At 61.4% G+C, this 22060-nt stretch carries 21 protein-coding genes; 13 read left to right on the forward strand and 8 right to left on the reverse strand.

Features of this window, described 5'->3' with window-relative positions; all coding sequences use genetic code 11:
• Window position 1 precedes the first annotated feature (1 nt).
• The 9 genes from J4D28_RS21580 to J4D28_RS21620 all read left to right on the forward strand — a co-directional run bounded on the left by J4D28_RS21580 (window position 2) and on the right by J4D28_RS21620 (window position 11199).
• On the forward strand, window positions 2-994 hold the full coding sequence (locus tag J4D28_RS21580; RefSeq protein WP_009049046.1) for a YCF48-related protein: 993 nt from the start codon (window positions 2-4) through the stop codon (window positions 992-994).
• A 432-nt stretch (window positions 995-1426) separates the two neighbouring features.
• Window positions 1427-2710 carry an acyl-CoA dehydrogenase family protein gene (locus J4D28_RS21585; protein WP_009049047.1) on the forward strand — a complete coding sequence of 428 codons (1284 nt, stop codon included), beginning with the start codon at window positions 1427-1429 and terminating at the stop codon, window positions 2708-2710.
• A gap of 55 nt (window positions 2711-2765) precedes the next feature.
• A complete protein-coding gene (locus tag J4D28_RS21590) occupies window positions 2766-3899 on the forward strand; it encodes a trans-acting enoyl reductase family protein (protein ID WP_009049048.1) in 1134 nt (377 codons plus the stop codon).
• A gap of 10 nt (window positions 3900-3909) precedes the next feature.
• Window positions 3910-5469, forward strand: a complete 1560-nt coding sequence (locus J4D28_RS21595; RefSeq protein ID WP_038579021.1) for an AMP-binding protein — start codon at window positions 3910-3912, stop codon at window positions 5467-5469.
• A 17-nt stretch (window positions 5470-5486) separates the two neighbouring features.
• Window positions 5487-6725 carry a thiolase family protein gene (locus J4D28_RS21600; RefSeq protein ID WP_009049050.1) on the forward strand — a complete coding sequence of 413 codons (1239 nt, stop codon included), beginning with the start codon at window positions 5487-5489 and terminating at the stop codon, window positions 6723-6725.
• An 11-nt stretch (window positions 6726-6736) separates the two neighbouring features.
• Window positions 6737-8107 (forward strand): FAD-binding oxidoreductase, encoded by a 1371-nt coding sequence (locus J4D28_RS21605; RefSeq protein WP_028683986.1) that lies wholly within the window; start codon window positions 6737-6739, stop codon window positions 8105-8107.
• Between the two features lie 226 nt (window positions 8108-8333).
• Complete coding sequence (locus tag J4D28_RS21610; RefSeq protein WP_103331577.1) at window positions 8334-9830, forward strand: FAD-dependent oxidoreductase; 1497 nt, start codon at window positions 8334-8336, stop codon at window positions 9828-9830.
• 9 nt (window positions 9831-9839) lie between these two features.
• On the forward strand, window positions 9840-10490 hold the full coding sequence (locus J4D28_RS21615) for a c-type cytochrome (RefSeq protein ID WP_016703011.1): 651 nt from the start codon (window positions 9840-9842) through the stop codon (window positions 10488-10490).
• A 43-nt stretch (window positions 10491-10533) separates the two neighbouring features.
• Window positions 10534-11199: a hypothetical protein gene (locus J4D28_RS21620; protein ID WP_009049054.1), complete on the forward strand. Its 666-nt coding sequence runs from the start codon at window positions 10534-10536 to the stop codon at window positions 11197-11199.
• Between the two features lie 276 nt (window positions 11200-11475).
• Here J4D28_RS21620 and J4D28_RS21625 read toward each other — a convergent pair whose 3' ends face one another.
• The 6 genes from J4D28_RS21625 to J4D28_RS21650 all read right to left on the reverse strand — a co-directional run bounded on the left by J4D28_RS21625 (window position 11476) and on the right by J4D28_RS21650 (window position 16405).
• Complete coding sequence (locus J4D28_RS21625) at window positions 11476-12147, reverse strand: c-type cytochrome (RefSeq protein WP_103331578.1); 672 nt, start codon at window positions 12145-12147, stop codon at window positions 11476-11478.
• A complete protein-coding gene (locus J4D28_RS21630) occupies window positions 12147-13634 on the reverse strand; it encodes an FAD-dependent oxidoreductase (protein ID WP_009049056.1) in 1488 nt (495 codons plus the stop codon). Before J4D28_RS21630 ends, J4D28_RS21625 begins: the two co-directional genes overlap by 1 nt.
• A 289-nt stretch (window positions 13635-13923) precedes the next feature.
• Window positions 13924-14586, reverse strand: coding sequence for a TetR/AcrR family transcriptional regulator (locus J4D28_RS21635; protein ID WP_009049057.1), 663 nt, complete (start codon window positions 14584-14586; stop codon window positions 13924-13926).
• Between the two features lie 145 nt (window positions 14587-14731).
• On the reverse strand, window positions 14732-15031 hold the full coding sequence (locus J4D28_RS21640) for an EthD family reductase (RefSeq protein WP_009049058.1): 300 nt from the start codon (window positions 15029-15031) through the stop codon (window positions 14732-14734).
• 103 nt (window positions 15032-15134) lie between these two features.
• On the reverse strand, window positions 15135-15551 hold the full coding sequence (locus J4D28_RS21645; protein WP_063430772.1) for a RidA family protein: 417 nt from the start codon (window positions 15549-15551) through the stop codon (window positions 15135-15137).
• 20 nt (window positions 15552-15571) lie between these two features.
• Window positions 15572-16405 (reverse strand): phytanoyl-CoA dioxygenase family protein, encoded by an 834-nt coding sequence (locus tag J4D28_RS21650; protein WP_009049060.1) that lies wholly within the window; start codon window positions 16403-16405, stop codon window positions 15572-15574.
• A gap of 357 nt (window positions 16406-16762) precedes the next feature.
• On the opposite strand from J4D28_RS21650, the gene J4D28_RS21655 reads away from it, so the two are divergent.
• Window positions 16763-17470, forward strand: coding sequence for a response regulator (locus tag J4D28_RS21655; protein ID WP_063430776.1), 708 nt, complete (start codon window positions 16763-16765; stop codon window positions 17468-17470).
• 408 nt (window positions 17471-17878) lie between these two features.
• Here the strand turns inward: J4D28_RS21655 and J4D28_RS21660 are convergent, their stop codons facing one another.
• Both J4D28_RS21660 and J4D28_RS21665 read right to left on the reverse strand, forming a co-directional pair.
• A complete protein-coding gene (locus J4D28_RS21660; protein ID WP_028683992.1) occupies window positions 17879-18148 on the reverse strand; it encodes a hypothetical protein in 270 nt (89 codons plus the stop codon).
• A 403-nt stretch (window positions 18149-18551) separates the two neighbouring features.
• Window positions 18552-18899, reverse strand: a complete 348-nt coding sequence (locus tag J4D28_RS21665; protein ID WP_146043837.1) for a LysR family transcriptional regulator — start codon at window positions 18897-18899, stop codon at window positions 18552-18554.
• Between J4D28_RS21665 and J4D28_RS21670 the strand changes: the two genes are divergently transcribed.
• The 3 genes from J4D28_RS21670 (at window position 18898) to J4D28_RS21680 (ending at window position 21887) form a co-directional block, all read left to right on the forward strand.
• Window positions 18898-19803, forward strand: coding sequence for a S9 family peptidase (locus J4D28_RS21670; RefSeq protein ID WP_009049065.1), 906 nt, complete (start codon window positions 18898-18900; stop codon window positions 19801-19803). The genes J4D28_RS21665 and J4D28_RS21670 overlap by 2 nt on opposite strands.
• 247 nt (window positions 19804-20050) lie before the next feature.
• A complete protein-coding gene (locus tag J4D28_RS21675; protein WP_037006077.1) occupies window positions 20051-20962 on the forward strand; it encodes an NmrA/HSCARG family protein in 912 nt (303 codons plus the stop codon).
• A gap of 34 nt (window positions 20963-20996) precedes the next feature.
• On the forward strand, window positions 20997-21887 hold the full coding sequence (locus tag J4D28_RS21680) for a pirin family protein (protein ID WP_009049067.1): 891 nt from the start codon (window positions 20997-20999) through the stop codon (window positions 21885-21887).
• Window positions 21888-22060: the final 173 nt, after the last annotated feature.

Here is a 22060-nt window from a genome sequence, read left to right on the forward strand (position 1 = left end):
TATGCGAAACCTGATTTGCCTCATGGCGACCCTGTTCGCCAGCGCGCTACCGCTGGCCACAGTGCAAGCCGCACCGGTACAGCCAGTACCGGCGACCCGGACAGCCAACGCCACGGCGGCCACCATGCTGGGTGCCAGCTGGGCCCAGGAACGCCTGGTCGCCGTTGGCGACCATGGCACGGTGTTGCTGTCCGACGACAAGGGCCACAGCTTTCATCAGGCGGCGGCCGTGCCGCTGTCCACGCCCCTGACCGGTGTCTCGTTCATCGACGCCAGGCAGGGATGGGCGGTCGGCCACTGGGGCGCGATCCTCGCCAGCACCGACGGCGGTGACAGCTGGCAGCTGCAGCGGCTGTCCAGCGCCGAGGATCGGCCGTTGTTTGCCGTGCATTTCTTCAATCCCAGGCAGGGCGTCGCCGTGGGCCTGTGGTCGCAGGTGCTGACCACCGACGACGGCGGCCTCAACTGGAGTGAGCAGAAGCTGCAGGCACCGCCTGGAGCGAGTCGCGCCGATCTGAACCTGATGGGGCTTTTCGCCGACCACCAGGGGCGCCTGTACGCCACCGCCGAGCGCGGCCAGGTGCTGCGCTCCGATGACCAGGGCAAGCACTGGCGCTACCTGGATAGCGGTTATGCCGGCACCCTCTGGACGGGAGCGGTGCTGGCCGATGGGTCGCTGCTGGTCGGCGGCCAGCGGGGCACGCTGTTGCATGGCTCCGCGGACGGACTGAGCTGGAAACGCGTACCCCTGAAGAGCAAGAGCTCGGTAACCGGCATCGCGGTAGCGGGGCAGCAGGTCGTCGTGGTCGGCCTTGATGGGCTGATGGTGAGCAGCAGCGACGGCGGGCTGAACTTCCAGGAACAGCAGAGTGCCGAGGGTGTTTCGCTGACGGCTGCGCTGTTGAACGGCAACGGCTCGCCCATCCTGTTTTCGCGACGGGGTGTGGTGTCCATGCAAGGCCAGGAGGAGGGGACGATACACCCGAGTGAGTGAGTCCGCGGTACCTGTTCCAAGTGGACCGGCGCGGCGCTTCAGGCGTCGAGCCAGGTCCTGATCTTCATCCTTTAAGGGGCCCGTGCAGTACTCCACTCCAGGCGTGGCCCCTTCTTTTTAAGCCTTGCCAGGTAGGGCTTTTCTGCCTGTGTCGACGAGGGCCCAGGCTCTTTTTCCGGTCTGCTTTCGCGGACATTTCGCGCTTGTAGATTGCCCGTTCATGCACCCGCGATTAATTTACGTAACACATGTTGCGTTAAATAAATCACCTTGTTAGAGTCGATCTCAAATAACAAGACGCAGGAGGTTGCACATGAAAGCTCGCATCACTGGATCGCGCTCGGGAGCACTTCCCGGCGGATCGCTCGGCTTCGATCGTCCCGGCGCGCGTCGCGCGGCGGCTCGCAACACGTTCTCGCTGGAGGTGCTCTGATGATCTCGCTCAAGCCCACCCTGACCTTGCCCGCTGCCGGGCTGTCCGGTTTCGAAACCCCGCTGAGCGAGGAAGAAGCTGCGATCCAGGCTTCCGTGCATCGTTTTGCCAAGGACGTCTTGCGGCCGCTGGGTCGCGAGCTCGATCGCATGAGTTCCGAGGAAGTCGTCGCCCCAGGCTCGCCTTACTATTCGTTGTTCGGCGAGTTCGCCAAGCTGGGACTCGACCCGGCACTGCTGGCGGAGCTGCCGCCGGAGATGGCGGTGCGGATCGAGTCGCTGATCGGCGAAGAACTCGGCTGGGGCGATGCCGGCCTGGCGGTTTCTCTCGGCTGCGCCGGCTTTCCGCTGCAGATGGCCGTCGCCGCCGGTAATACCGAACTGATAGAGCTTTGCCAGGGGCGGATCGGCTGCTGGATGGCCACCCAGCCCGATCGCGGCAGTGACAACCAACTCTTCGATATAGCGCGCGACTGGCCCGCGGGGCAGCAGGCCAATATCGGCAACCTGACCGCCAAGGTGGTCGGCGACGAGATCATCATCAACGGCCAGAGTTCGGCCTGGGTCTCCAACGGTGCGGTGGCGCAGGTGGCTTTCGGCTTGATGTGCGCCGATTACGGGGATGGTTTCTACGACCGTGACGGCTTGCCCCATGGCATTGCCGTCATCATCCCGCTGGATCTCAAAGGCGTGTCCAAGGGTAAGCCGCTGGACAAGATCGGTCAGCGCTCTCTGCCCCAGGGCGAGATCTATTTCGACAGCGTACGGGTGCCCCGGCGCTACGCCATCGCCGAGCGCGATGCTTATTACGGTGCCGTCAGCTCCTCCTGGTCCTATGCCGGTACGCACATGAGCCAGGTGTTCACCGGCGTCGCCCGGGCGGCCTTCGAATATGCGCTGCAGTACTGCCACGAGCGCCGGCAGGGCGGGCGGATGTTGATCGACCACCAGATGACCCGCCTGCGCCTCGGCGAAATGCTGCGCCGGGTCGAAATCGCCCGCGCAGTCGCCCGGCGTTCGCTGAGCTTCGCGCGCCTGTCACCGCAGACCCATCCTTACGCCACTGCCTCCGCCAAAGTCACGGTGACCGAAGAAGCGATGGCCGTGGTCGAGGAAGCCTTCCGCCTGTTCGGCGGTAACGGCACCACCCGTGAATACCCGATCGAGAAATTGTTGCGCGATACACAGTCCGCGCTGATCGAGGACGGCGAGAACCGTGTCCTGACCATGCGCCTGGGGCTGCTGGCCCAACAGCTCTACGCCGAAGGCTGGGCGAACAACTGATCCTGAAGGATCCCCCGGCAACACTCATCCAATAACAACAATGAGGAACACTCCAATGGCTAAATATCCTGTCGTTGTCTATGGCGCCAGTGGTTACACCGGCATGTTGATGATGGACTGGTTGATCGACCAGAACATTCCGTTTACCGCGGTCGCACGTAACGCCAGCCGTGCCCAGGAAATGATGGCGCAACGTGTCGTCGGACTGGAGTCGGCCACTTACGAAATCCTCGAGTGCCCGCACGAAGTCCAGGCTCTGAGCGCCGTGTTCAAGGGCGCGCGCGTGGTCTGCAACACGGTCGGCCCATTCGTCAATTTTGGGTTGACGGCCGTCGAGGCGGCGTTGAATGCCGGCTGCCACTACCTGGATCCGGCCGGCGAGCAGCAGCATATCCTTGCCCTGCGCGATCAGTTCGGCGAAAAATTCCGTCAGGCCGGGCTGCTGCTTTCTCCCTCTCTTGCCTATATGTACACCTTCGCTGAAATTGCCGCCGAACTGGCGCTGGAAACCCCGGGGGTCGACTCCCTGGAAACCGCGACCCTGACCCGCGGGCCTCGTGGCCGTGGTGCCGGTGTCACCGTGGGATCGACCGCCACGATTTTCGAGGGCTGCCGCCATGACTCCTTTTACCTGTGGGAGAAAGAGCTGGTCATGTACGCCCCCAATGCCAGCTTCAATGTCGTTTCGCCCGACCTCATGGAGTCGGTGTTCTGCCTGCCCTGGGGCGGCACTTCGCTGCCCGTGTACTTCGAGCGCGACGCACGCGTTCGCAGCTGCATGTCCTGTGTCGGTTTCTACGACAACCCGGTGATGAAAGTCGTCCATGGACTGAACGAGAAGTGGGACGCTGAATACAAACACTTGCCCAAGGAACAACAGGACGCCGTCATCCAGAGCCTGGTGAGTTCGACAACGCCGAGCATGCCCCCTCGTGAACGCGGCACCTTGCAGCGCACCGTGGACTTCGCCATCGGCCGCGGTCAGTTGACGGCGGTGCGTGCCACCGTGCACGGCATCACCCCCTACATCGCCACCGGCGCCCTGCATGCCGCGGCAGTGACCAAGCTGCTGGACAACGACACCGCCAAGGTCGGTTTTGCCTCGGCCTCGAAGGCTTTCGGCCATCGCTACCTGCTGGGTTTCCTCGAGCAGCGTGGCCTGGCCCGCGCAACCATCACCCAACTCTGAAGTGACAGACATGGCGATTATTGATTTCTTCGACCGTGGCTGGCGGATCAATCCGCAGGGCGCGGCTTATATCCAGGACGATCGGGTGTTCACGTTCACCGAAGTCCGCGATCGGTCATGCCGTATCGCCAACGCCCTGTTGGCCGAGGGTTTGCCCAAGGGCACCAAGGGGGCGATCTGGTCAACCAACGATGTGGTGGGCTGGACCTGCACGCTGGGACTCTGGCGCGCCAACCTGTGCTGGATTCCCGTCGGCGCGCGCAACAGCGCCGAAGAGAACCGCTACGTGCTCGATGCGTTCGACTGTGAGGTGTTGTTCTTCCAGAAGGAGTTTGCCGCGGTCATCGACTCGCTGCGCGCGAGCCTGCCGAAGATCAGGTTGTGGATCTGCCTCGACGGCGACCTGCCCGGCGCGACTTCTCTTTCGGCCTGGAGCGATGCCCAGCCGAGCAGCGTGCCCCAGGTCGACTATGACATGGACGACGTGGTGGCGATCTCGCCCACGGGGGGAACCACGGGGATGCCGAAGGGGGTGATGAACACCCATCGGAGCGTGCAGACGTTCTGTGCCCACTTCATGATCAACTTCCCTTATGAAGACGAGCATCGTCCCGTCAACCTGGCGGCGGCGCCGATGACCCATACCGCCGGCACGCTGTCCCTGCCGTGTTCCGCGCGGGGCGGCACCGTGGTGGTGATCACCAAGCCGGATCCGGCGCTGATGCTGGCGATGATTCCCAAGTACAAGGTCACCGAGACCTTCCTGCCGCCCACGGTCATCTATCGCCTGCTGGATGTGCCCGATCTGGCGCAGAAGGTCGATTTCAGCTCGCTGAAATACTTCCTCTACGGCGCGGCGCCGATGTCGGTGGAGAAGCTCAAGCAAGCGATCGAGACCTTCGGCCCGGTGATGGCGGGTGGCTACGGCCAGACCGAAGCGCCGGCATCGATTTCCAACCTGCCGCCGAGCGAGCACCTGCATGGCGGCCAGCTGGCGTCGGACGAGCGGCTGTCTTCGGTGGGGCGTCCCAATCCGCTGATCCGGGTCGAGATCATCGACGACGCGGGCAATATCCTGGCCCAGGGCGAAACCGGCGAGATCTGCGTGCGCGGCGACCTGGTGATGAAGGGGTACTACAAGGCCCCGGAAAAGACCGCCGAAACCATCATCGATGGCTGGCTGCACACCGGCGATATCGGCCACCTCGACGCCAATGGCTACCTGCACATCACCGATCGCAAGAAGGACATGATCATCTCGGGTGGCTTCAACGTCTATCCGAGCGAGGTCGAGCAGGTGCTCTGGGCCCACCCGGCGGTGCAGGACTGCGCGGTGATCGGCGTGCCGGACGCAACCTGGGGCGAGAGCGTCAAGGCGGTGGTCGAGTTGAGTTCCGGCCAAAGCGTCAGTGCCGAAGAACTGATCAGCCTGTGCAAGGCCAGGCTTGGTTCGGTCAAGGCTCCCAAGAGCGTGGATTTCATCGATGCCCTGCCACGGAGTCCGGTCGGCAAGGTATTGAAGAAGGATCTGCGTGCCCATTACTGGCAAAGCGTCGATCGTCAGATCTGAAGTCGAGGAGTTATCTGATGGAACCCATTTATATTGCCGGCATCGCCATGACCCAGTTCGGGCGGCATCCGGAACGCAGCCTGCAGAACCTGGCCCTGGAAGCTCTGCAGGGCGCGCTGGCGGATGCCAACGCACAGCGTTCGGACATCGGCGCCGTTTTCTACGCCGGCATCACCAACGGCCCGTTGCAAGGCCAGTTTTCCATCCCGGGGCAGGTGGTATGCAGCAAGATCGGCATCGAAGGGGTGCCGGTCTATAACGTCGAGAACGCCTGCGCTTCTGGCAGTACCGCGGTGCACCTGGCGGTGCAGAGCCTGCGCGCCGGCGCCACCGATGTGGCGCTGGCGCTGGGCGTCGAAAAGATGAACGTGGCGGACAAGCTCAAGGCCCTGTCACTGTTCGAGACGGGCTGGGACGTTTCCACCGCCGAGGAGAACTACGAGATCCTGGTGAAAATGGGGGAGGGCATCGTCCCCCCGGCCGGGTCGGAGTCCGATCGTCCATACAGCAAGTTCATGGCCATCTATGCGGCCATGTGCCGTTGGCACATGAAGACCTACGGCACCACCCAGCGGCAGATCGCAGCGGTGTGCGCCAAGAACCACCAGCATTCGGTACACAACCCTTATTCCCAGTTCCGCAAGACCTTCAGCATCGAGGAGGTGCTGGCCGCGCCGCCCATCACGTATCCGATCACCTTGCCGATGTGCGCGCCGCTGTCCGACGGCGCGGCGGCCGCCATCCTCTGCACGGAGGCGGGCCTCAAGCGCATCGGTGCCGATCCCAAGCGCTGCGTGCGGATCGCCGCCAGCGTGATCCGCAGCTTCACCCTGCGAGACCTGAGCGAGCCGGAGAAGCATGTCAGCCTCCTTGCCGCCCGCCAGGCCTATGAGATCGCCGGCCTGGGGCCGCAGGACATGCACGTCGCCGAGGTGCATGACGCCTCGGCGATGGGCGAGATCATCCAGTCGGAAAACCTTGGACTGGCGCCCCTGGGGCAGGGTGGTGTGTGCGCCGAGCGCGGTGACTTCACCGTGGGCGGGCGGATCCCGATCAATCCCTCTGGCGGGCTGGAATCCAAGGGCCACCCACTGGGCGCCACGGGCATCGGCCAGTTGTATGAGCTGACTACCCAGTTGCGGGGCGAGGCGGGTGCGCGTCAGGTCGAGGGCGCGCGTCATGCAATCCAGGAAAACGGTGGCGGGCTTCTGGGTGTCGAGGAAGCTGCCGTCGCCATTCACATCTTGAGTCGATAGGAGAACAGTCCATGTCCACGACCCGTCGGGGCGATGAAATCAAGGCCACCTCTGGCCCGGGGCAGTTTCGCAGTCTCGGCGGGTGGATGGAGCGACCGGACGATCTGCAACCGGAACTGGAGGGTAATGTCAGCGCCGACGTCATCGTGGTCGGCGCCGGCTTCGCCGGCCTGTCCACCGCGCTAGAGCTTACCGCCCTTGGCGCCAGGGTGATCGTTCTCGAGCGAGAGTGCGCCGGTTTTGGCGCCAGTGGCCGTAATGCGGGTTATCTCGCCGGTAGCCTGGGGATCGAATTCGAGATGTTCCTCAAGCGCGTAGGTCATGAGAAGGCGAAGAAAGTCGTCGCCTTCTATGACGAGGGCGTTGCCTACGTGGAAAGAAGGCTGCGCGAACTCGGTATCGACTGCGACTACAACGCCTCCGGGATCATTCGGGCGGCGGTTCATCCCTCACAGGAAAAGAAGTTGCGCGAGAGCATGCAGATCGGTCTCGAGCTGGGCTCGTCCGCGTGCTTCCTCGACCAGGCCGAGATGCGCGCTCGTGGCATACCCCCGGCGTTTCTCTTTGGCTGCCTGCAGCGACACGGCGGTACGCTGGACCCCGGCAAGTACGTGATGGGACTGCGTCGCGCGGCGCTTCAGGCCGGAGTGAAGATTTATGAGAACACTGAGCTGCTGTCCTACAGCGAAGGCCCGATCATCCAGTGCAACACCGCGCGGGGCAGTGCCAGCGCCCCGCATCTGGTGCTCGCCACCAATGCCTATACACCGCAGCTTGGCCTGCTGCGCGACAAGGTGGTGCCGTTGCGGGTGTCGGCGATCGAGACCCAGCCGCTGTCCCCCGCGCAGCTGGCCTCGTTGGGCTGGCCAGGCCGCGAAGGTCTGGTGACGCCTCACTGGACCATGGAAAGTCATCGTCTGACCGCTCGCAATACGCTGGTTGTCACGACCAAGCGACTCAGCTATGTGTATGGATCCCAGACACCGAATGTGCCGGACAACGTTGCTTATCACGAACTGGCAACAGCACTCGAAGACCGCTTCCCGACCTTGCGCGGCCTGGGTATCCAGTCATGCTGGAGTGGCTACATCAGCCTTGCCTACGACGCACTGCCGGTAGTCGGTGAAACGGGAGAGCAGGGCAATATTCTCTACACCGCCGGGTGCTCCGGGCATGGCGTCGCCACCCAATCACTCATGGGCCACCTGCTGGCCGAGCGAATTGGCGGCATCGAGCATCCGTTGCTCGCGGCCCTGCGCCACAAGACCCCCTCGACGCTGCCCGAGCCGTTGCAGTGGTGCGCCGTCAACCTGGCGCTGGGCCTGGTGCACAGGATGGACGAGCACGTCAATCGCAAAGCACGCCGTGTTTCCAATCAGTAACTAACAGACTTGTCGATGTTCAAGATTCGACAGATGGCTGGACATATAACAACAACTTGATGCACTTGGCTGCGCACCCTGGTTTTTAAACTTGATGACTTCGCCCGTTGTGTTCTGGCGAACTGAAAGTTGCTGTCGGGTACAACGCCGCTGTCACTCTTCTATTGCCGAAATGACACTCATCAATGAGTGGTTACTTTAATAAAAAACACGTGAGGCACCCTGTATGAACAAGAAGCCCACCCCTGACACTCCGCTCGATTTAAGACGAAGGCAACTGCTCAAGTTTGCCGGCGCCTCGGCAGCGGTAGGAAGCCTCGGTCTGAAAGCGGGGCTGGCAAATGCCGCTGAAGGGCCAGGAAAAACAGACTCCGCCACTGACAGGGGAGATGTTCTGGACGTCGTCATCATCGGCGCCGGGCTGGCCGGCCTGACCGCCGCCCGCGACCTGCAACAGGCAGGTTGCCGCTCATTCGTGGTCCTCGAGGCCAGGGATCGGGTAGGGGGCCGAACCCTCAATCACGACCTGGGCTCGGGTTATGTGTCCGAAGCCGGCGGCCAGTGGATCGGGCCTGGACAGACCGCCGTGGCGGACCTTGCCCGGGAACTGGAGGTGGGTACCTTCCCCACCTATTACGAGGGCAGCACGGTCATTCTTGGCGGCGACGGGCGGGTCGAGATCGACCTGAAGGGCACCTTCGGCACCGATGAGACGCTCGCGGCGAAGCTCAGCGAACTGTCACGCGACGTGCCTTGCGGCGCGCCCTGGAAGTCTTCGAAGGTGGCCGAGCTGGACAAGCTTTCTGCAGGCGATTGGCTGTCCAGGCAGGCCATCAAGCCCGAGGATCGGGCTGGGTGGAATGCCAGCTTCCTCCTGACCTGCGGCGTGGCGCCGGCGAAGATGGGGTTCCTGCATTTCCTGTCGATGATCAACTCGGCCAACTGTGAGTACATGCAGCTCGACTCGATCAAGGACAGCGCCCAGGGCACCCGGCTTGTCGGTGGTTCGCAGATTCTCTGCATCAAGATGGCGCAGCAACTGGGTGACCGGCTGCGCTTGTCGTGCCCGGTCCGGCAGGTTTCCGACTGGGACCGCGAAGTCGTCCGGTTGCAAACGGACCAGGGGGAGATCCGTGCTCGCCGGGTGATCATGGCCATCCACCCCGCATTGTGCCATCAGCTCCGGTTCGATCCGCCGCTACCCGAAGAGCGCGCGGCGCTGCAACGTGCCTGGCCCGCCCACTCCCCGGCGCGCAAGACGTCCATGGTCTATTCCCGTCCGTTCTGGCGGGAAAAAGGCTTGAACGGGCATGTCATCCAGGCGGGTGGCCCCGTCATCTGGGCTTACGACAACTCCCCGCCGGGGGGCGAAATCGGCGTGATCAATGCCTTCGTCACCAACGCCATGGTGTCCTCCGACCTGAAGGAAGCACAGCGCGTGCTGGCCCAGATTTACGCCAGGGCACTGGGCGACGAGGCATTGAAGCCGGTGTCGTATCACGAGCATGACTGGGGGCAAGCCGACCCCTGGACACTCACCTGCGTTTCCCCCATTCCACCTGGTTTCTGGAGTACCCATGGCGAGGCCCTGCGTCCTCCCTGCGGCAATCTCTTCTGGTCGGGTACGGAGACCGCCGATATCTGGGCGGGCTACATGGACGGGGCCGTGCGCTCGGGCCATCAGAGTGCCTTGCAGGTGCTCAATGCCCTGCGTCGGGCGTAGGAGGCGAAGATGAAAAGAAAGATTGTGCTGGGGATTATCGCAGTCGTTGCCGTCCTGCTGGGCCTGTATGGCCGGGATTTGCTCGACCTCTATCGTTTGCAGAACTACATCAGCGCCTCGACCGAGGCCTACGAGGCCGACGGAGGCCCATGGCCGCAACTGACCGACGTCTGTACCGGTTGCCATGGAACCAAAGGCAGCTCGCAACATCAGCGCTACCCCAGCCTCGCGGGGCAGCCGGCCCCATACCTGGCGGCGCAGTTGCACAACTTCGCCAGCGGGCAGCGGATCAACCCGAACATGGCGCCGCTGGCGATGACCCTGAGCCGGGAGGACATCGACCGACTGGCCAACTACTACGCCAAACAGCCTTTGAGCCGCGACTCGTCCTTTCAGCCCGACCCGGGCCTGCGGGACAAGGGGCAGAAACTGGTCGCCGCAGGCGGCTGCGTGGCCTGCCATGGCGAGCGCCTGATGGGCCGCGAACAGTTCCCGCGTCTTGCCGGGCAAGGGTCCGACTACCTCCGGGTGCAGCTCGATGCCTTCGCCGACGGCCGGCGAAAGGACCTGACCGGGGCAATGGGGGCCATTGCCGCGACCTTGTCAGCAGACGAGCGCAAGGCCATTGCCAGCTATCTCACAAGTTTGTCTGCGCAATAAAACAACGAATCGAACATCAATAAAAACATTGAGAGTATGTGTCATGGAACTCAGGAATATTGTTATATGCGCCGCTTGTTTCATATTGGTTTCGGCGGGACTGGTTTATGGGCTCAAGCTCCTGCGCAAGCGTAACTATCTGCTTGGCCTGGAATGGCTGGTCGTTGCGTTCTCGGCGACCAATGCTTTGCTGTACTTTTCATTGGGATCGGAAACGGCTTATTTGTTTTCGTATTTCTGTGATGCGTTTTCCAGGGGCGTCGGAATTCCAGTCATTACCATCATTGGCTTCATGGCGGTCACCCATGATTACAAACCGTCGGTCTTCAAGGATGTCATGCTGTTCGCGGGCGGTATGCTGGTCACCCTTGCTCTTGTCCTCTCTGCCAATGCCCTGGGCGGGTTCCTGGCGTATTTCTACGTCGTCATGTGGACTGTCTTCTCCCTCTACCTCGTTTACCTGGTCCTGCGTCTGCTGAGTGCCGGGGAACACATCCTGGCGCTGGGCCTGTTCCTCGGCATGCTGGCGGCGCAGACGATTGCCTGCATCTACGATTTCTACAAGATCCCGGGGGACGAGACCAACGTGCTGTTCAACTTCTATGTGCTGGCGTTGCTTAGCTGGGCCTGTCTGTTGGTCCTGATGTACTACGCCTATGGCGCCCTGGAGCGCACCAAGGAATCGATGCCGCTCCTGCAGCCACGCTGACGAGTCGTTTTTTCAAGAACGGGCCTGCTCGCGCCCCACCTGCCGCGGTGTGACAGACCCACCGCGGCACGTGGGGCGCGAGCATGCTGGATGTGAAGCTGGTCGCGTCTGTCCGCATGCAGCCACCTGAGCCTGACCTCGGGGCAACGTCGGACGCGGATATCCATGATGTTTTGTGCCCGCAGGAACGTCAGGGCAGGGCGGAGGTCGAGGAGGGAAGGCAGGGAGGAAGGCAAGGAGAGGTGAGCATCCTTGCCCACGCTCACCCACAGCGGACTACTTGGCGCCTGGTGCGGGTGCCAGGGTGCCCAGGTAGTGGGCCACTGCCTTGATGTCGTCTTCCGATAACGTACTGGCCAGGGCGTTCATGGCCTGGGTGGGGTCCTTGCGCTGGCCCTGTTTGAAGGCGGTGAGCTGATCCGTCAGGTAGAGCGGCCCCTGGCCGGCGATCCGCGGCGCCAACGGGCCGCCCGAGAGGTTTTCACCATGACAGGCGACGCAGCCAGTGGTGGCAACCTTGGCCTTTCCGCGTTGCTCGAGGGCCTGGTCGCTTGCCGGGGCCTCGGTCTGGCCGGCTGTCTGCCGGGAGAAATAATCCGCCAGGAACTTGATCTGCTCTTGCGTCAGATTCGCCGCAAGCGGGCTCATTTGCGCACTGTGCCGACGCCCTTGCGCGAAGGCCTGCAACTGCGCCTCGATGTAGGCTACGGATTGTCCAGCCAGGGAGGCATATCGGGTGTTTGCCGGCTGGCCCCTCGCGCCATGGCACAGGGCGCAGGTGTCCTGAAGCTGCGGCCAGGCGCCGCCGTTGGCCAGGTACCTGGCGTTGTGCTCGTCGAGGGTATTCATGAAGCGGTAGCCGGCCACCAGCTCCGGGCCGTAGAGCGCACCAGCCCCAGCCAGCGCCGTGGCCACCACCACCGTCCCGATCACTATTGCTCGTTTCATCAGGCGCTCCTCCGGTCTTGGACCAGGGCCTGGAGCGCTTCCAGCGCCGCCCGGTGGCCGGCACGGACCGCGCCGTCCATCGAGCCGGCCCAGAGATCCGCGGTTTCAGTGCCGGACCAGATCAAGCGACCGGTCGCGGGGTTCAGGTACTCGCCCCATTGCGTCCAGAACCCGGGCGGCATTGGCGAGATACAGGTGAGGGTCCAGGGGTCGACCTTGCCCCAGTCCTGGTCGTGGAACTGGACAGGGTGCAAGGCTTCGTCCCCCAGGGCCTGGGCATAGATGGCCGACAAGGTGCTCTGCGCGGCTTGCGGATCATGGGGCAGTTGCCCGGTCCTGACGAACCCGCTGAGGACCCCGAGGCTGCCATCCGGGGGCGAATTGTCATAGGCCAGGATCAGCGGCCCTTCGACCTGGATGATCTGGCCGTTCAGGCCCTTGTCTCTCCAGAAGGGGCGTTCATAGACATGCACGGTCTTGCGCATGGGCGCGTGGGCCGGCCAGAGTCGCTGCAGCTGCGCACGCCCGGTGGGGAGGGGCGGGTCGAAGGTGATCTGGTTGCACAGGGCCGGGTTGACTGCCGCAATGACCTGCCGGGCGCGGATGATGCCGCGGTCCGTATGCAGTTCGACGACGTCGCGGTCCCAACCGACGATCTTGCGCACCGGGCAAGACAGCTTGAGCTTGTCCCCCAGGGCCTGCGCCATCTTGAGGCTGAGTACCTGGGAGCCGCCAACAAAACGTGTCTCCTGGGCGCCGCCCTTTATCCCCTCGAGTTTCTCCAGGCTGCAATCGGAAGAGTTGATCATCGACAGGTAGTGCAACAGTCCCATGCCGGCTGGGGTGGTGCCGAAGGTCAGGCTCACGGACATGTTGAATCCGATCTGGTCCTGGTTGCTGATGCCTTGCCTGACCAGCCACTCGCCAACCGAAAGTTTGTCGAGGGCGGCGGCATCCGCTGCCTTCCAGGGTGCTTTGCTGGGGACGCCCCTGGCCAGCTCGTTCAGCTTGCCGACCAGCTCGGTGTTGGAGTTCGGGCCGTCGGTCACGTCTTCTTCCACCTTGGTGTCATCCAGCAGATAGACGGTTTTGCCTTGGTAATAGGTGGGGAAGGTGCCGACCTCAAGCTGGCGTGCCAGGTCGGCGATGGCTGTTTGTCCTGGCCCGATCCACTGGCCGCCCGCTTCAGAGACCACGCCATGGCCGAGGTCATGGTTGTAGGTACGTCCGCCCACGCGATCGCGGGCCTCAAGCACGGCGAAAGACTCGCAGCCGGCGCTGAGCAGGTCCCGTGCCGAAGTCAGGCCCGCCAGGCCGCCACCGATGATCGCTACGTCCAATATGCCGTCGCGATTGTCTTGTAGCGCCTGCGCCGCGGCACGCGTGCTCAGCGCGAGCCCTCCAACCACTGCCGCGCTGCCAAGCGCTTGCAGCAGCAAGCGCCGCTGCGGTGATTGAAGGGATGATTCATTGTCGGTCGAATGCATGTTTGTCCCTGCCAGATCTGAGTTTTATTTTTAAAAACAGGTGTTATGCAAAATAACGCATAATCTGATCCGGGCAAAGGGAAAACCGCCGCGAATCAGGGACAGGGCAAGGGGCGTCGAGCTATTGAAGCCTTGCCTGAGTAGGCGTGATGGAGCAGGGGGGAGGAGGGGGCCGCAACGACCTGGATGGCAGCGCTATTTCGCGGCGCAAAGCATGAAGGCCGGAAGCGTGCCGGCCTTGTGCTGGTTCTGAAGAAGCTCCGTTACCGATTCCGGCAACGCTACGGCCTCATTGCTTCCGGGGACTCTTGCCGTTCGATGGCGCCGCCGGTGAGATCAGGGTGATGACCGCATCGAGCAGGGCCTGGCTTCTGGCGGGGGTGAACCTTTCGGGCTCGATCGGCAACATCATCATCCAGCCGTCGCTCATGGCGCTGATCTGATCGGCGAGCAGATCCGCTTCGATGTCGCTGCGGATCTTGCCTTGTTTCTGTCCCTTCTCCAGCATCGACGTGAGTACCTGGCGGAACAGTGCGTAGCGTTGCTTGATGATGCTCGCGAACGCTGGTTCGTGCCTGGCATGGGCCAGCAATTGGAACCAGGCGAGCCAGCCATTTGGTTCATCGACGCGCATCCAGTTCAGCCATTGTTCGATGAGTGACTTGATGTCGACCTGTTCCTGGCTGCCTTCCAGCAACGTGTCGATCTGGTCGAACAGGCTCTGGGCGACAGCCGTGACCATCTCTTCCTTGTTGGCGAAGTAGTAGGTCACCGCACCCGTGGTGCATCCGGCATGCTGCGCCACTTTGCGCATCGAAGCGCCAGCGTAGCCTTCCTGGGCGATCACGGCGATCGCCGCTTTCAGCAACTCGGTTCTTTTCTCGTCGCGGTTGCCGACAGGGCGCCCGCGCCGTACGGCAGGCTTGGGTGGAGAGAGGTGAGAATCATGCATGGGAAATGGGCAACTTCGCTGGCTCGATTATCTGGAGCACCATCGGTTTGAAAATGGTGCCTTCTGGCTGTGGAGCAGCATAGGGAATTTGCTCGCAGAAAGCACATGGGAAAGCAGCGCAGCGGCCAGGGCTTGAGTCCGCCGACTATTCGTCATCCGCGCGGAAGATCGTCGGGGTGATATCGGTGAAGTTGGCGACATCGCCAATCACCCTGGCAGTCCCGGGCGAGGACAGCGCGGCATTGATATCGGCCTGCTCGCGAAAGCGCAGTATCACCATGGCCACCAGCGGCGTTGGCCCGGTTGCCGGAAACAGCACCTCTGCCGATTGCAGCCCGAACTCGCTCCAGGCGGCGCGCGCCAGTGGCAGGTGGGTTGCCAGATAGTAATCCCGGTCGAATCGCCCGCCTTTGGCAGCGGGATAACTCACGATCAGTGTTGCCATGTTGTGGTCCTTGTTCCTGTCAATAAGCATCCTCGAAAGGGCGCGAAGATACTTCGCAGCCCCTTGGAATCTTGAGGCGCCTGTATGCGTCGACGCCCTCGGATCAATCCTGCCCGCAGCCGATGACCGCCACCGCGCGTATTTCCACGCGCAATGCGGGAAGGGCCAGTTGCGTGACGCCAACCGCGCTCCAGGATGGGTAACGATCTGGGAAATACTTGTCCTTGATCTGTCCGAACGTATGGATCTCGCCTTGCAGATCGATATGGAAGGTCATCAGCTCGACCACGTCGGCCAGGCTTGCACCCGCTTCCTCGAGAATGCCGCTCAAGGCCTGGAACGCCAGGTGCGTTTGTGCCTCGATGCCTTCGGCCGGAGTCATGGTCGCGTCGACGCCAACCTGGCCGGACACCCAGATCATGTTCCCCACGCGGGTCGCCTGGGAGAAGTGAAAGTTGTCGTAAATGGCCTGGGTATGGCCAGGGTTGATGGACTGTCGACGCAAGTCTTGGGTGGTCATGGACGATCTCCTTATTAGGCTTAGGCGATTTGCCGGAACGTGGTGTGGCGAAAGGAATCCCCGGCCTTCAGGTCTGCCAGCTCCTGGGTGAAGAGCACGCCTTGCTGCGGATAACCGGCTGCGCTGTGTTCCGGCAGCGGGCGGAAGGTTGCGTCGTCGCCGAAGAAGCGGAAGACAAAGGTGTGACGATCCGGGAAGGTCTCATCGACCGGAGCGCCACCGTGCAGCGCGCCGGGATGGAGCACGACTATGTCTCCAGGCTCGGTCGCCCAGGAGAGGATTTCGTAAGCGTCGGGATCCTGCTTGCGCTGGGCCTCGACATCGGGAAGCCGAGGCAGTGCGTTGCCGCCATGCAGGGGCTGGGTCGGGTCGTTCGGATCGAGGAAGGTGGTGCCGTCGTAACGCGGCCCTTTGTGCGAGCCGCGGACGATCTCCAGGGCATTGCGCTTGGGCACCGACTCGAAGCTGATCCAGGCATTGCCCCAATGCAGGCCAGCCCAAGGCAGATAGGAGGTGTCCTGGTGCCAGAGCGTACGGGAGCCGCGGCCGCCCGCCTTGAGAAACACTTCCTCGGCGAAATACCAGACATGTTCAGAGCCCCAGAGCTGCGCAAACAGCTTGCCGAAGGGCAGGGAAGCGACCAGTTCCTCGAGCCGGGCCTTGGCCTTGGGGTTGGCATTGTCGACATGCGATTGCTGCTCGGTCCCGTCGAACATCCTGAAAGCATGCGGGCCGTGATTCTCGACAGCCCAGTCGTAGGCGGCCCGGCACTGGGCCAACTGTTCTACGTTCAGAAAACCTTTGATCAGGACGGCCCCGTCTTCCAGGAACGCCTTGCGCACAGAGTCTTGCATGAGAGCTTCCTCCTAGGAAATGCCACTTGGCGATCTGGATCCTAGCAAGCCGCTTTATTTTACGCAACATGTGTTATTATAATTTGAAAAAGGCGTCGACAAGGCCAGATTCCCAGGCCTGGCTAATGCTTATCGAGTTCATCACCCGCTGACCTTCGGCGGCTCGGAGTACGAAACCTGCTCCGATGCCGAGCAGTAACGGAAACGCTGTCAGAGGGAAGGCGGGTTCGGCTGCAAGGTGCCGCAGATGACGCGAATTCGGAGCGGGTAGCCGAGGGTAGTGGGCTGCATGCACTGGATGGAAGCGATAGCCCAGGCGGACAACCGTATTTTAATCAGGACTCTTACCCGGTTTTTATGGACAACTTAGATCTCGTTAATGTCTTGCTCGTTGAAGACGATCGGAAGCTGGCGGCGCTGATCGCAGAGTTTTTGCTCCGGCATGGTTTTGAGGTGCGGGTGGTCCACCGGGGCGACCAGGCGCTGGCGGCATTTATCGAGTTCAAGCCGAACGTCGTGCTGCTTGATCAGATGCTCCCAGGCCAGAGTGGGCTGCAAGTGTGCCGCGAGATTCGCAACCTGTCCGATACTCCCATCGTCATCCTGACCGCAAAAGGGGATGACCGGGACCATGTTCTCGGCCTGGAGTCCGGTGCCGACGATTATGTGATCAAGCCTTTCAAACCCTCTGTGTTGCTGGCTCGGCTACGCGCCTTGCAACGCCGGCTGGCACAAAACTCAACGACACTCGATGTCCTGGAGTTCGGACGGTTATCGATCGACCGCGGTTGCCGGGTGGTCAGCCTGGCCGATGAAAAAATCAACCTGACCACCATGGAGTTCGAATTGCTGTGGGTGCTGGCCAGTGCGGAGGGCAAGCTTCTTTCTCGCGACGACATCCTCAACCGTATTCGCGGGATCCCGTTCGATGGGTTCAACCGTAGTGTCGATGTCTACATCAGCAAGTTGCGCGGCAAACTCAATGACAACCCCCGGGACCCGGTATGCATCAAGACTATCTGGGGCAAGGGCTACGTTTTTAATCCGTTTGCGTGGGAAGTCTAGATAGCGCTACGCCAATCATGGCTATTGGCTTGGCGAGAGAGACTTGGCTCAACCATTAATAGATGCAAGGTAGGACATGAAAAAGGTTTTTTTATTTTTGCTGTTTTTTGTCTGGATTCCGACATCTCTGTATTCGCTTTACTGCTGGAAAATGGCGGAGAGTTGCTCTATGCCGGGGATAGGACTGAAGCAGCAGAGTTCGGCATGTTGTGTCGCAGAACCTCATCAATGATCGCCTGCTTTGGCACTTATCCATCAGCCCGGGCATTCGGCTGGTTGAAGAGGTGAGGGGATCTGTATCTTCGAAGTCGTGTGTGGGTGCCACTCAATCTGGACTGATCCTGGGGAGCCTGCAACAGGCTCTGGTGCGCGCTCACCACGCAAGTCACGCACCAGGCCCGTCAATAATTACCACTGGCCGCTGATGAGACAGCCGACGATTTCCCAACCGCTGTATTCCCACCAGGAATATCGTTCATCGGAGCAACTTCTGGCCAGACTGGCCATCTGGATTTCGCCAGCTTTTTGATGGGTTCCGAAAGGCGTGTCAATAGAAGCTGTCACCTGATTGACGGTCTGGGGAGCCTTGATGGTGGTCGGATGCACGGAAGCGTTCGCGACAGTTGCGGTGAAAGCGAGCGTCGCGGATACGGCCAGAGCAGTTATGGACTTTTTCATGTTCGAATCCTTTCAGTTATCTGACATGCGGCTTATACGTCGGCCTGACCTGCCTTTATCAATAATCTGAACAGATCGGGCACTCGCGTAGTGTGACGCTATGAAAGCCTACTACCGTGCTGCCTCCCGCACAGTCGCTCAACGGCACTATTGACAAGCTGGTAAAAGCCTGGATTTTTTTCTGCGGAGAGAGCTCCCAAGAGTTCGAGCTTGACGAGTCTGTTGTTAACGGTCTCGCTGAAAATGTCAGCTTTCGTCATGGTTTGAGGCGATGGTTCGCTGGGGGCAGTTCACTCGGATCCTCAAAGCTCAGTTGGAGTTGAGCAATAATCGTGTCCAGTTGCTCAGGGCAGCCCAGCGACTCTATGCATCCAGCCCAGGTGTCTTCCTGACACCGGCCCCCCTAAGCGGGTCTTTCGGCTTTTTTGAGATTGGGGCGAATCAACGAGAGCTCCCGCTCGAATGGCCACATCGAAACGCTCCTCCACGAGATCGACACGACGATCGAAGCACTCCGCTCCTCCAGGTCCGAGATCCTCCAGCTCACTGTGGACTTCGGCAGGTTCAGATATCGCGCCGCTTCACTCAGGCTCTGCGCCTGGCTGATCCATACCAGGAACAAGAGCCAATCATTCGTTCCACTCATGGAACGGTGATGCCAATTTTCCATGGCTTGTACAACAGCAGGCCGGGACATATCTTTTGGATGTGAGAAGACACCACAAACCGAAAGAGAAGGAGAAACTGTCATGGCGGATATTCCGCAACTGATCAATGGTCTGGCCAGAGGGCTCAGCAGCCCGGTCCGTGCACCGATTCTGCACACGCCGGACGAATACGGGATGGCGTATGAGGATGTCACCTTCCCGTCGCTGGACGGCACCCCGCTGGAGGCATGGTGGATACCCTGTCCAGGCTCGGACAAACTGGTCATCGCCAACCACCCGATGCCTATGAACCGCTATGGCTTCCCCTCGCACCTACCCCAGTGGCAGTTCGTGCCCGGCAACGACATCGAGGTCAACTACATGCGGGAGTACCAGCACCTGCATGAGGCCGGCTATAACGTGCTGACCTACGACGCGCGCAACCACGGTCACAGCGGCGTCGCCAACGGCGATATCTTCACCTGGGGCCTCTTCGAATCCCGTGACGTGGCCGGTTCGCTGCACTACATCAAGTCCCGCCCCGACACCCGCGGCATGAGATTGGGCCTACTCAGCCGCTGCATGGGCGCCAATGCCACCTTCGTCGCGAAAACTCGGTACCCCGAGCTTTTCGCGAGCGTACACGCCTTGGTCGCCCTGCAACCTATCTCAATGCGCGCCATGGTCGAGCGCAACCTCGAGGCGATGGGGATCGCGGACCAGTTCGACGCCGTTGACCGGGAGGTTCAACTGATCACCAGCTTCACGATCGATCAGGTGTCGCCGCTGGAATACGCCAAGAATTGGCAGGCGCCTGCCTTCATCCTTCAGGTGCGCGACGATGCGCTGACCAAGCCCGCCGACGTGCAGGCGATCTTCGACAACATCCCCGTCGCTGACAAGAAGCTGTTCTGGATCGAAGGCAGCACCCGGCGCTGGGACGGCTACAACTACTTCTCCGAACATCCGGCGCAGATGATCGAGTGGTTTGATAAACACATGAATTAAGCCGATTTCACTCTGGCCGCGTGGCTTCGTTGAGACCACTGACATAACCCTCGAGGACTTTGGGGCGTGCGTGTCGAAAATCTACTGGATACGCTGGTGATCCCGCCGATGCGCGACTACATGAGCGCTTTACTTCCTACGCCGCGACTGAGCGTATGACAACCGCCAAGGACGTCGCTCACACAGAGCGGCGCTCCTTGCCTCCTTTGTATCAATAGCCATCAGCAGAAAATGCAGGAGAATAATCATGTCGGATAAAACCATTGTTGTGTTTGGCGCAACGGGTCGGCAGGGGCAGGGGGTGGTGAACGCGCTGCTCGACCAGGGTGGCTACATTGTCCGGGCGATCAGTCGCGATGCCAGCTCGGACCAGGCCAAGGAGCTCGCCGCTCGTGGGGTCGAGGTGGTCGCTGCAGATCTGAACGCAGCGGATACGTTGGCATCGGCGCTCAACGGGGCCTATGGCGTGTTCCTGGTCACCAATTTCTGGGACCCTGCAACCGGGGCGAGCGAGTACGACCAGGTCAGGAATGTGGTCAGCGCCGCAAAATCCGCCGGTATTTCTCATGTTGTTTGGTCGACGCTGCCCAACGCTCTCGACATTTCAGACGGTAGGTATGAGGTTTCGCATTTCACCAACAAAGCTCTGGCCAACGTTGTGATCGCTGACGCGGGCTTTCCCTACTACAGCTTCGTCGAAGCGCCGTTCTTCTTTCAGAATTTTCTTGCCCAGATGGCACCGCAACCCACCGGAAACGGGGACCAAAAGGCCTGGGCGGTTCCGATGGATATCACCAACAAAAACGTCCATGCCGGCGACATCCTGGAACTGGGGAAATTGGTCAGGCAGGTCTTTGACCACCCGGAGACAGCCGGTCAGGGGCAAATCCTGTCGCTCTGCCCCGACGCTTACAGCTGGCAAGAGTTCGCGGATATTCTGAACGCACAGGGCCACAACGTGGTGGTGAGCCAGGTGCCAGGCGAGGTCTACGATACGTTCTATCCTGGCGCGGAGGAGGTCTGCGAAATGATGAGCTACTTCGAGGACTACAGCTACTTCGGCCCTGATGCGGACACCAAGAGGGCGCGCGCCGATGCGCTTGTCGGTGGGCAACTCACCGGTTTTGCTGACTGGGCCAAGGTCAACATGCCGGCCTGATCCACCGGCTGATGGCGTGGAAAGGACGAATACCATGACGACAAGCACGACAGAACGCGAAAACACCCAGCTCCACCTCGGGCACAATCAGCGTCCACGCGACATCGTTCACCGGGCGCGCGGGATAAGCAGCGGCCCGATTACGCGGCTCGTGAGCCCCTCTGACTGGGGTGGGTTCATCAAGCCGTTCGTATTCCTCGATCTCTTCGATTTTGAGGGGGGGCATGCCCCCTCTCTTGAACTTGGCTGGCACCCGCACTCAGGTATTGCCACAGTAACCGTCCTTCTTGATGGCTCGGTCCAATACGCCGAGACGACGGGCAGCGTGGGCGTATTGCCCGCCGGCGGCGTGGAATGGATGCAGGCGGGGGGCGGTGTTTGGCACACCGGTACCGTGAACTCGGCGCCCGTGAGAGGTTTCCAGCTCTGGGTGGCGCTCCCACCCGATCTTGAAAATGCGCCTAGCATGAGCCACTACGTGATGCCCGAAGATGTGCCCCACGTTGGCCCGGTGCGGGTGATCCTCGGCTCGTATAACGGTCTTTCGAGCCCCATCGTTGCGCCGCCAATGACGTACCTCCTGGTCACGCTGAAGGACGGCGAACGATGGACGTTCCTCCCGCCATTGGGGCATGACGTCGCGTGGCTATCGTTGATGGATGGTGCGCTGCATGCGTCATCTCGCATCACACGTGGAGAGATCGCGATCTTCGAGCACCGCGAGACGGCCATCGAACTAGTCGCGGAGGGTGACACACAGTTCGTGCTTGGCTCGGCCAAGCAGCACCCTCACGAACTGGTGCTCGGCCACTACTCTGTGCATACCAGCGTCGAGGCATTGCGACGGGGCGAGGCCGAGATCCGCCGCATAGGGCATCAACTTCGCGCCGAGGGCAAGCAGAGCTACGCGCTCTGGTCGATCTGAGGCCGGGACGTGATTCAGAAAGAAGAGAAGAAACATTCATGGCCCAGACTCGAAAGTGGCGTCCATCACTACAAAAATGATGGGCGCCACTTTGATGTCGATCCTGGCTTGCGACTACGACGCCCTCGCGAGTCGCTCTACAGGAAGTCAGTCGCGAACAACATGCACAGGAG

Origin of the sequence: Pseudomonas sp. GW531-T4, assembly GCF_017349615.1 — a bacterium.
GTDB classification, from domain to species: Bacteria; Pseudomonadota; Gammaproteobacteria; order Pseudomonadales; family Pseudomonadaceae; genus Aquipseudomonas; species Aquipseudomonas chlororaphis_I.

What these genes read in the sequence shown, in the direction of transcription:
- J4D28_RS21580 (WP_009049046.1), top strand. Translation starts at nt 2, where the DNA reads ATGCGAAACCTGATTTGCCTCATGGCGACCCTGTTCGCCAGCGCGCTA.
- J4D28_RS21585 (WP_009049047.1), top strand. Translation starts at nt 1,427, where the DNA reads ATGATCTCGCTCAAGCCCACCCTGACCTTGCCCGCTGCCGGGCTGTCC.
- J4D28_RS21590 (WP_009049048.1), top strand. Translation starts at nt 2,766, where the DNA reads ATGGCTAAATATCCTGTCGTTGTCTATGGCGCCAGTGGTTACACCGGC.
- J4D28_RS21595 (WP_038579021.1), top strand. Translation starts at nt 3,910, where the DNA reads ATGGCGATTATTGATTTCTTCGACCGTGGCTGGCGGATCAATCCGCAG.
- J4D28_RS21600 (WP_009049050.1), top strand. Translation starts at nt 5,487, where the DNA reads ATGGAACCCATTTATATTGCCGGCATCGCCATGACCCAGTTCGGGCGG.
- J4D28_RS21605 (WP_028683986.1), top strand. Translation starts at nt 6,737, where the DNA reads ATGTCCACGACCCGTCGGGGCGATGAAATCAAGGCCACCTCTGGCCCG.
- J4D28_RS21610 (WP_103331577.1), top strand. Translation starts at nt 8,334, where the DNA reads ATGAACAAGAAGCCCACCCCTGACACTCCGCTCGATTTAAGACGAAGG.
- J4D28_RS21615 (WP_016703011.1), top strand. Translation starts at nt 9,840, where the DNA reads ATGAAAAGAAAGATTGTGCTGGGGATTATCGCAGTCGTTGCCGTCCTG.
- J4D28_RS21620 (WP_009049054.1), top strand. Translation starts at nt 10,534, where the DNA reads ATGGAACTCAGGAATATTGTTATATGCGCCGCTTGTTTCATATTGGTT.
- J4D28_RS21625 (WP_103331578.1), bottom strand. Translation starts at nt 12,147, where the DNA reads ATGAAACGAGCAATAGTGATCGGGACGGTGGTGGTGGCCACGGCGCTG.
- J4D28_RS21630 (WP_009049056.1), bottom strand. Translation starts at nt 13,634, where the DNA reads ATGCATTCGACCGACAATGAATCATCCCTTCAATCACCGCAGCGGCGC.
- J4D28_RS21635 (WP_009049057.1), bottom strand. Translation starts at nt 14,586, where the DNA reads ATGCATGATTCTCACCTCTCTCCACCCAAGCCTGCCGTACGGCGCGGG.
- J4D28_RS21640 (WP_009049058.1), bottom strand. Translation starts at nt 15,031, where the DNA reads ATGGCAACACTGATCGTGAGTTATCCCGCTGCCAAAGGCGGGCGATTC.
- J4D28_RS21645 (WP_063430772.1), bottom strand. Translation starts at nt 15,551, where the DNA reads ATGACCACCCAAGACTTGCGTCGACAGTCCATCAACCCTGGCCATACC.
- J4D28_RS21650 (WP_009049060.1), bottom strand. Translation starts at nt 16,405, where the DNA reads ATGCAAGACTCTGTGCGCAAGGCGTTCCTGGAAGACGGGGCCGTCCTG.
- J4D28_RS21655 (WP_063430776.1), top strand. Translation starts at nt 16,763, where the DNA reads ATGGACAACTTAGATCTCGTTAATGTCTTGCTCGTTGAAGACGATCGG.
- J4D28_RS21660 (WP_028683992.1), bottom strand. Translation starts at nt 18,148, where the DNA reads ATGAAAAAGTCCATAACTGCTCTGGCCGTATCCGCGACGCTCGCTTTC.
- J4D28_RS21670 (WP_009049065.1), top strand. Translation starts at nt 18,898, where the DNA reads ATGGCGGATATTCCGCAACTGATCAATGGTCTGGCCAGAGGGCTCAGC.
- J4D28_RS21665 (WP_146043837.1), bottom strand. Translation starts at nt 18,899, where the DNA reads ATGACAGTTTCTCCTTCTCTTTCGGTTTGTGGTGTCTTCTCACATCCA.
- J4D28_RS21675 (WP_037006077.1), top strand. Translation starts at nt 20,051, where the DNA reads ATGTCGGATAAAACCATTGTTGTGTTTGGCGCAACGGGTCGGCAGGGG.
- J4D28_RS21680 (WP_009049067.1), top strand. Translation starts at nt 20,997, where the DNA reads ATGACGACAAGCACGACAGAACGCGAAAACACCCAGCTCCACCTCGGG.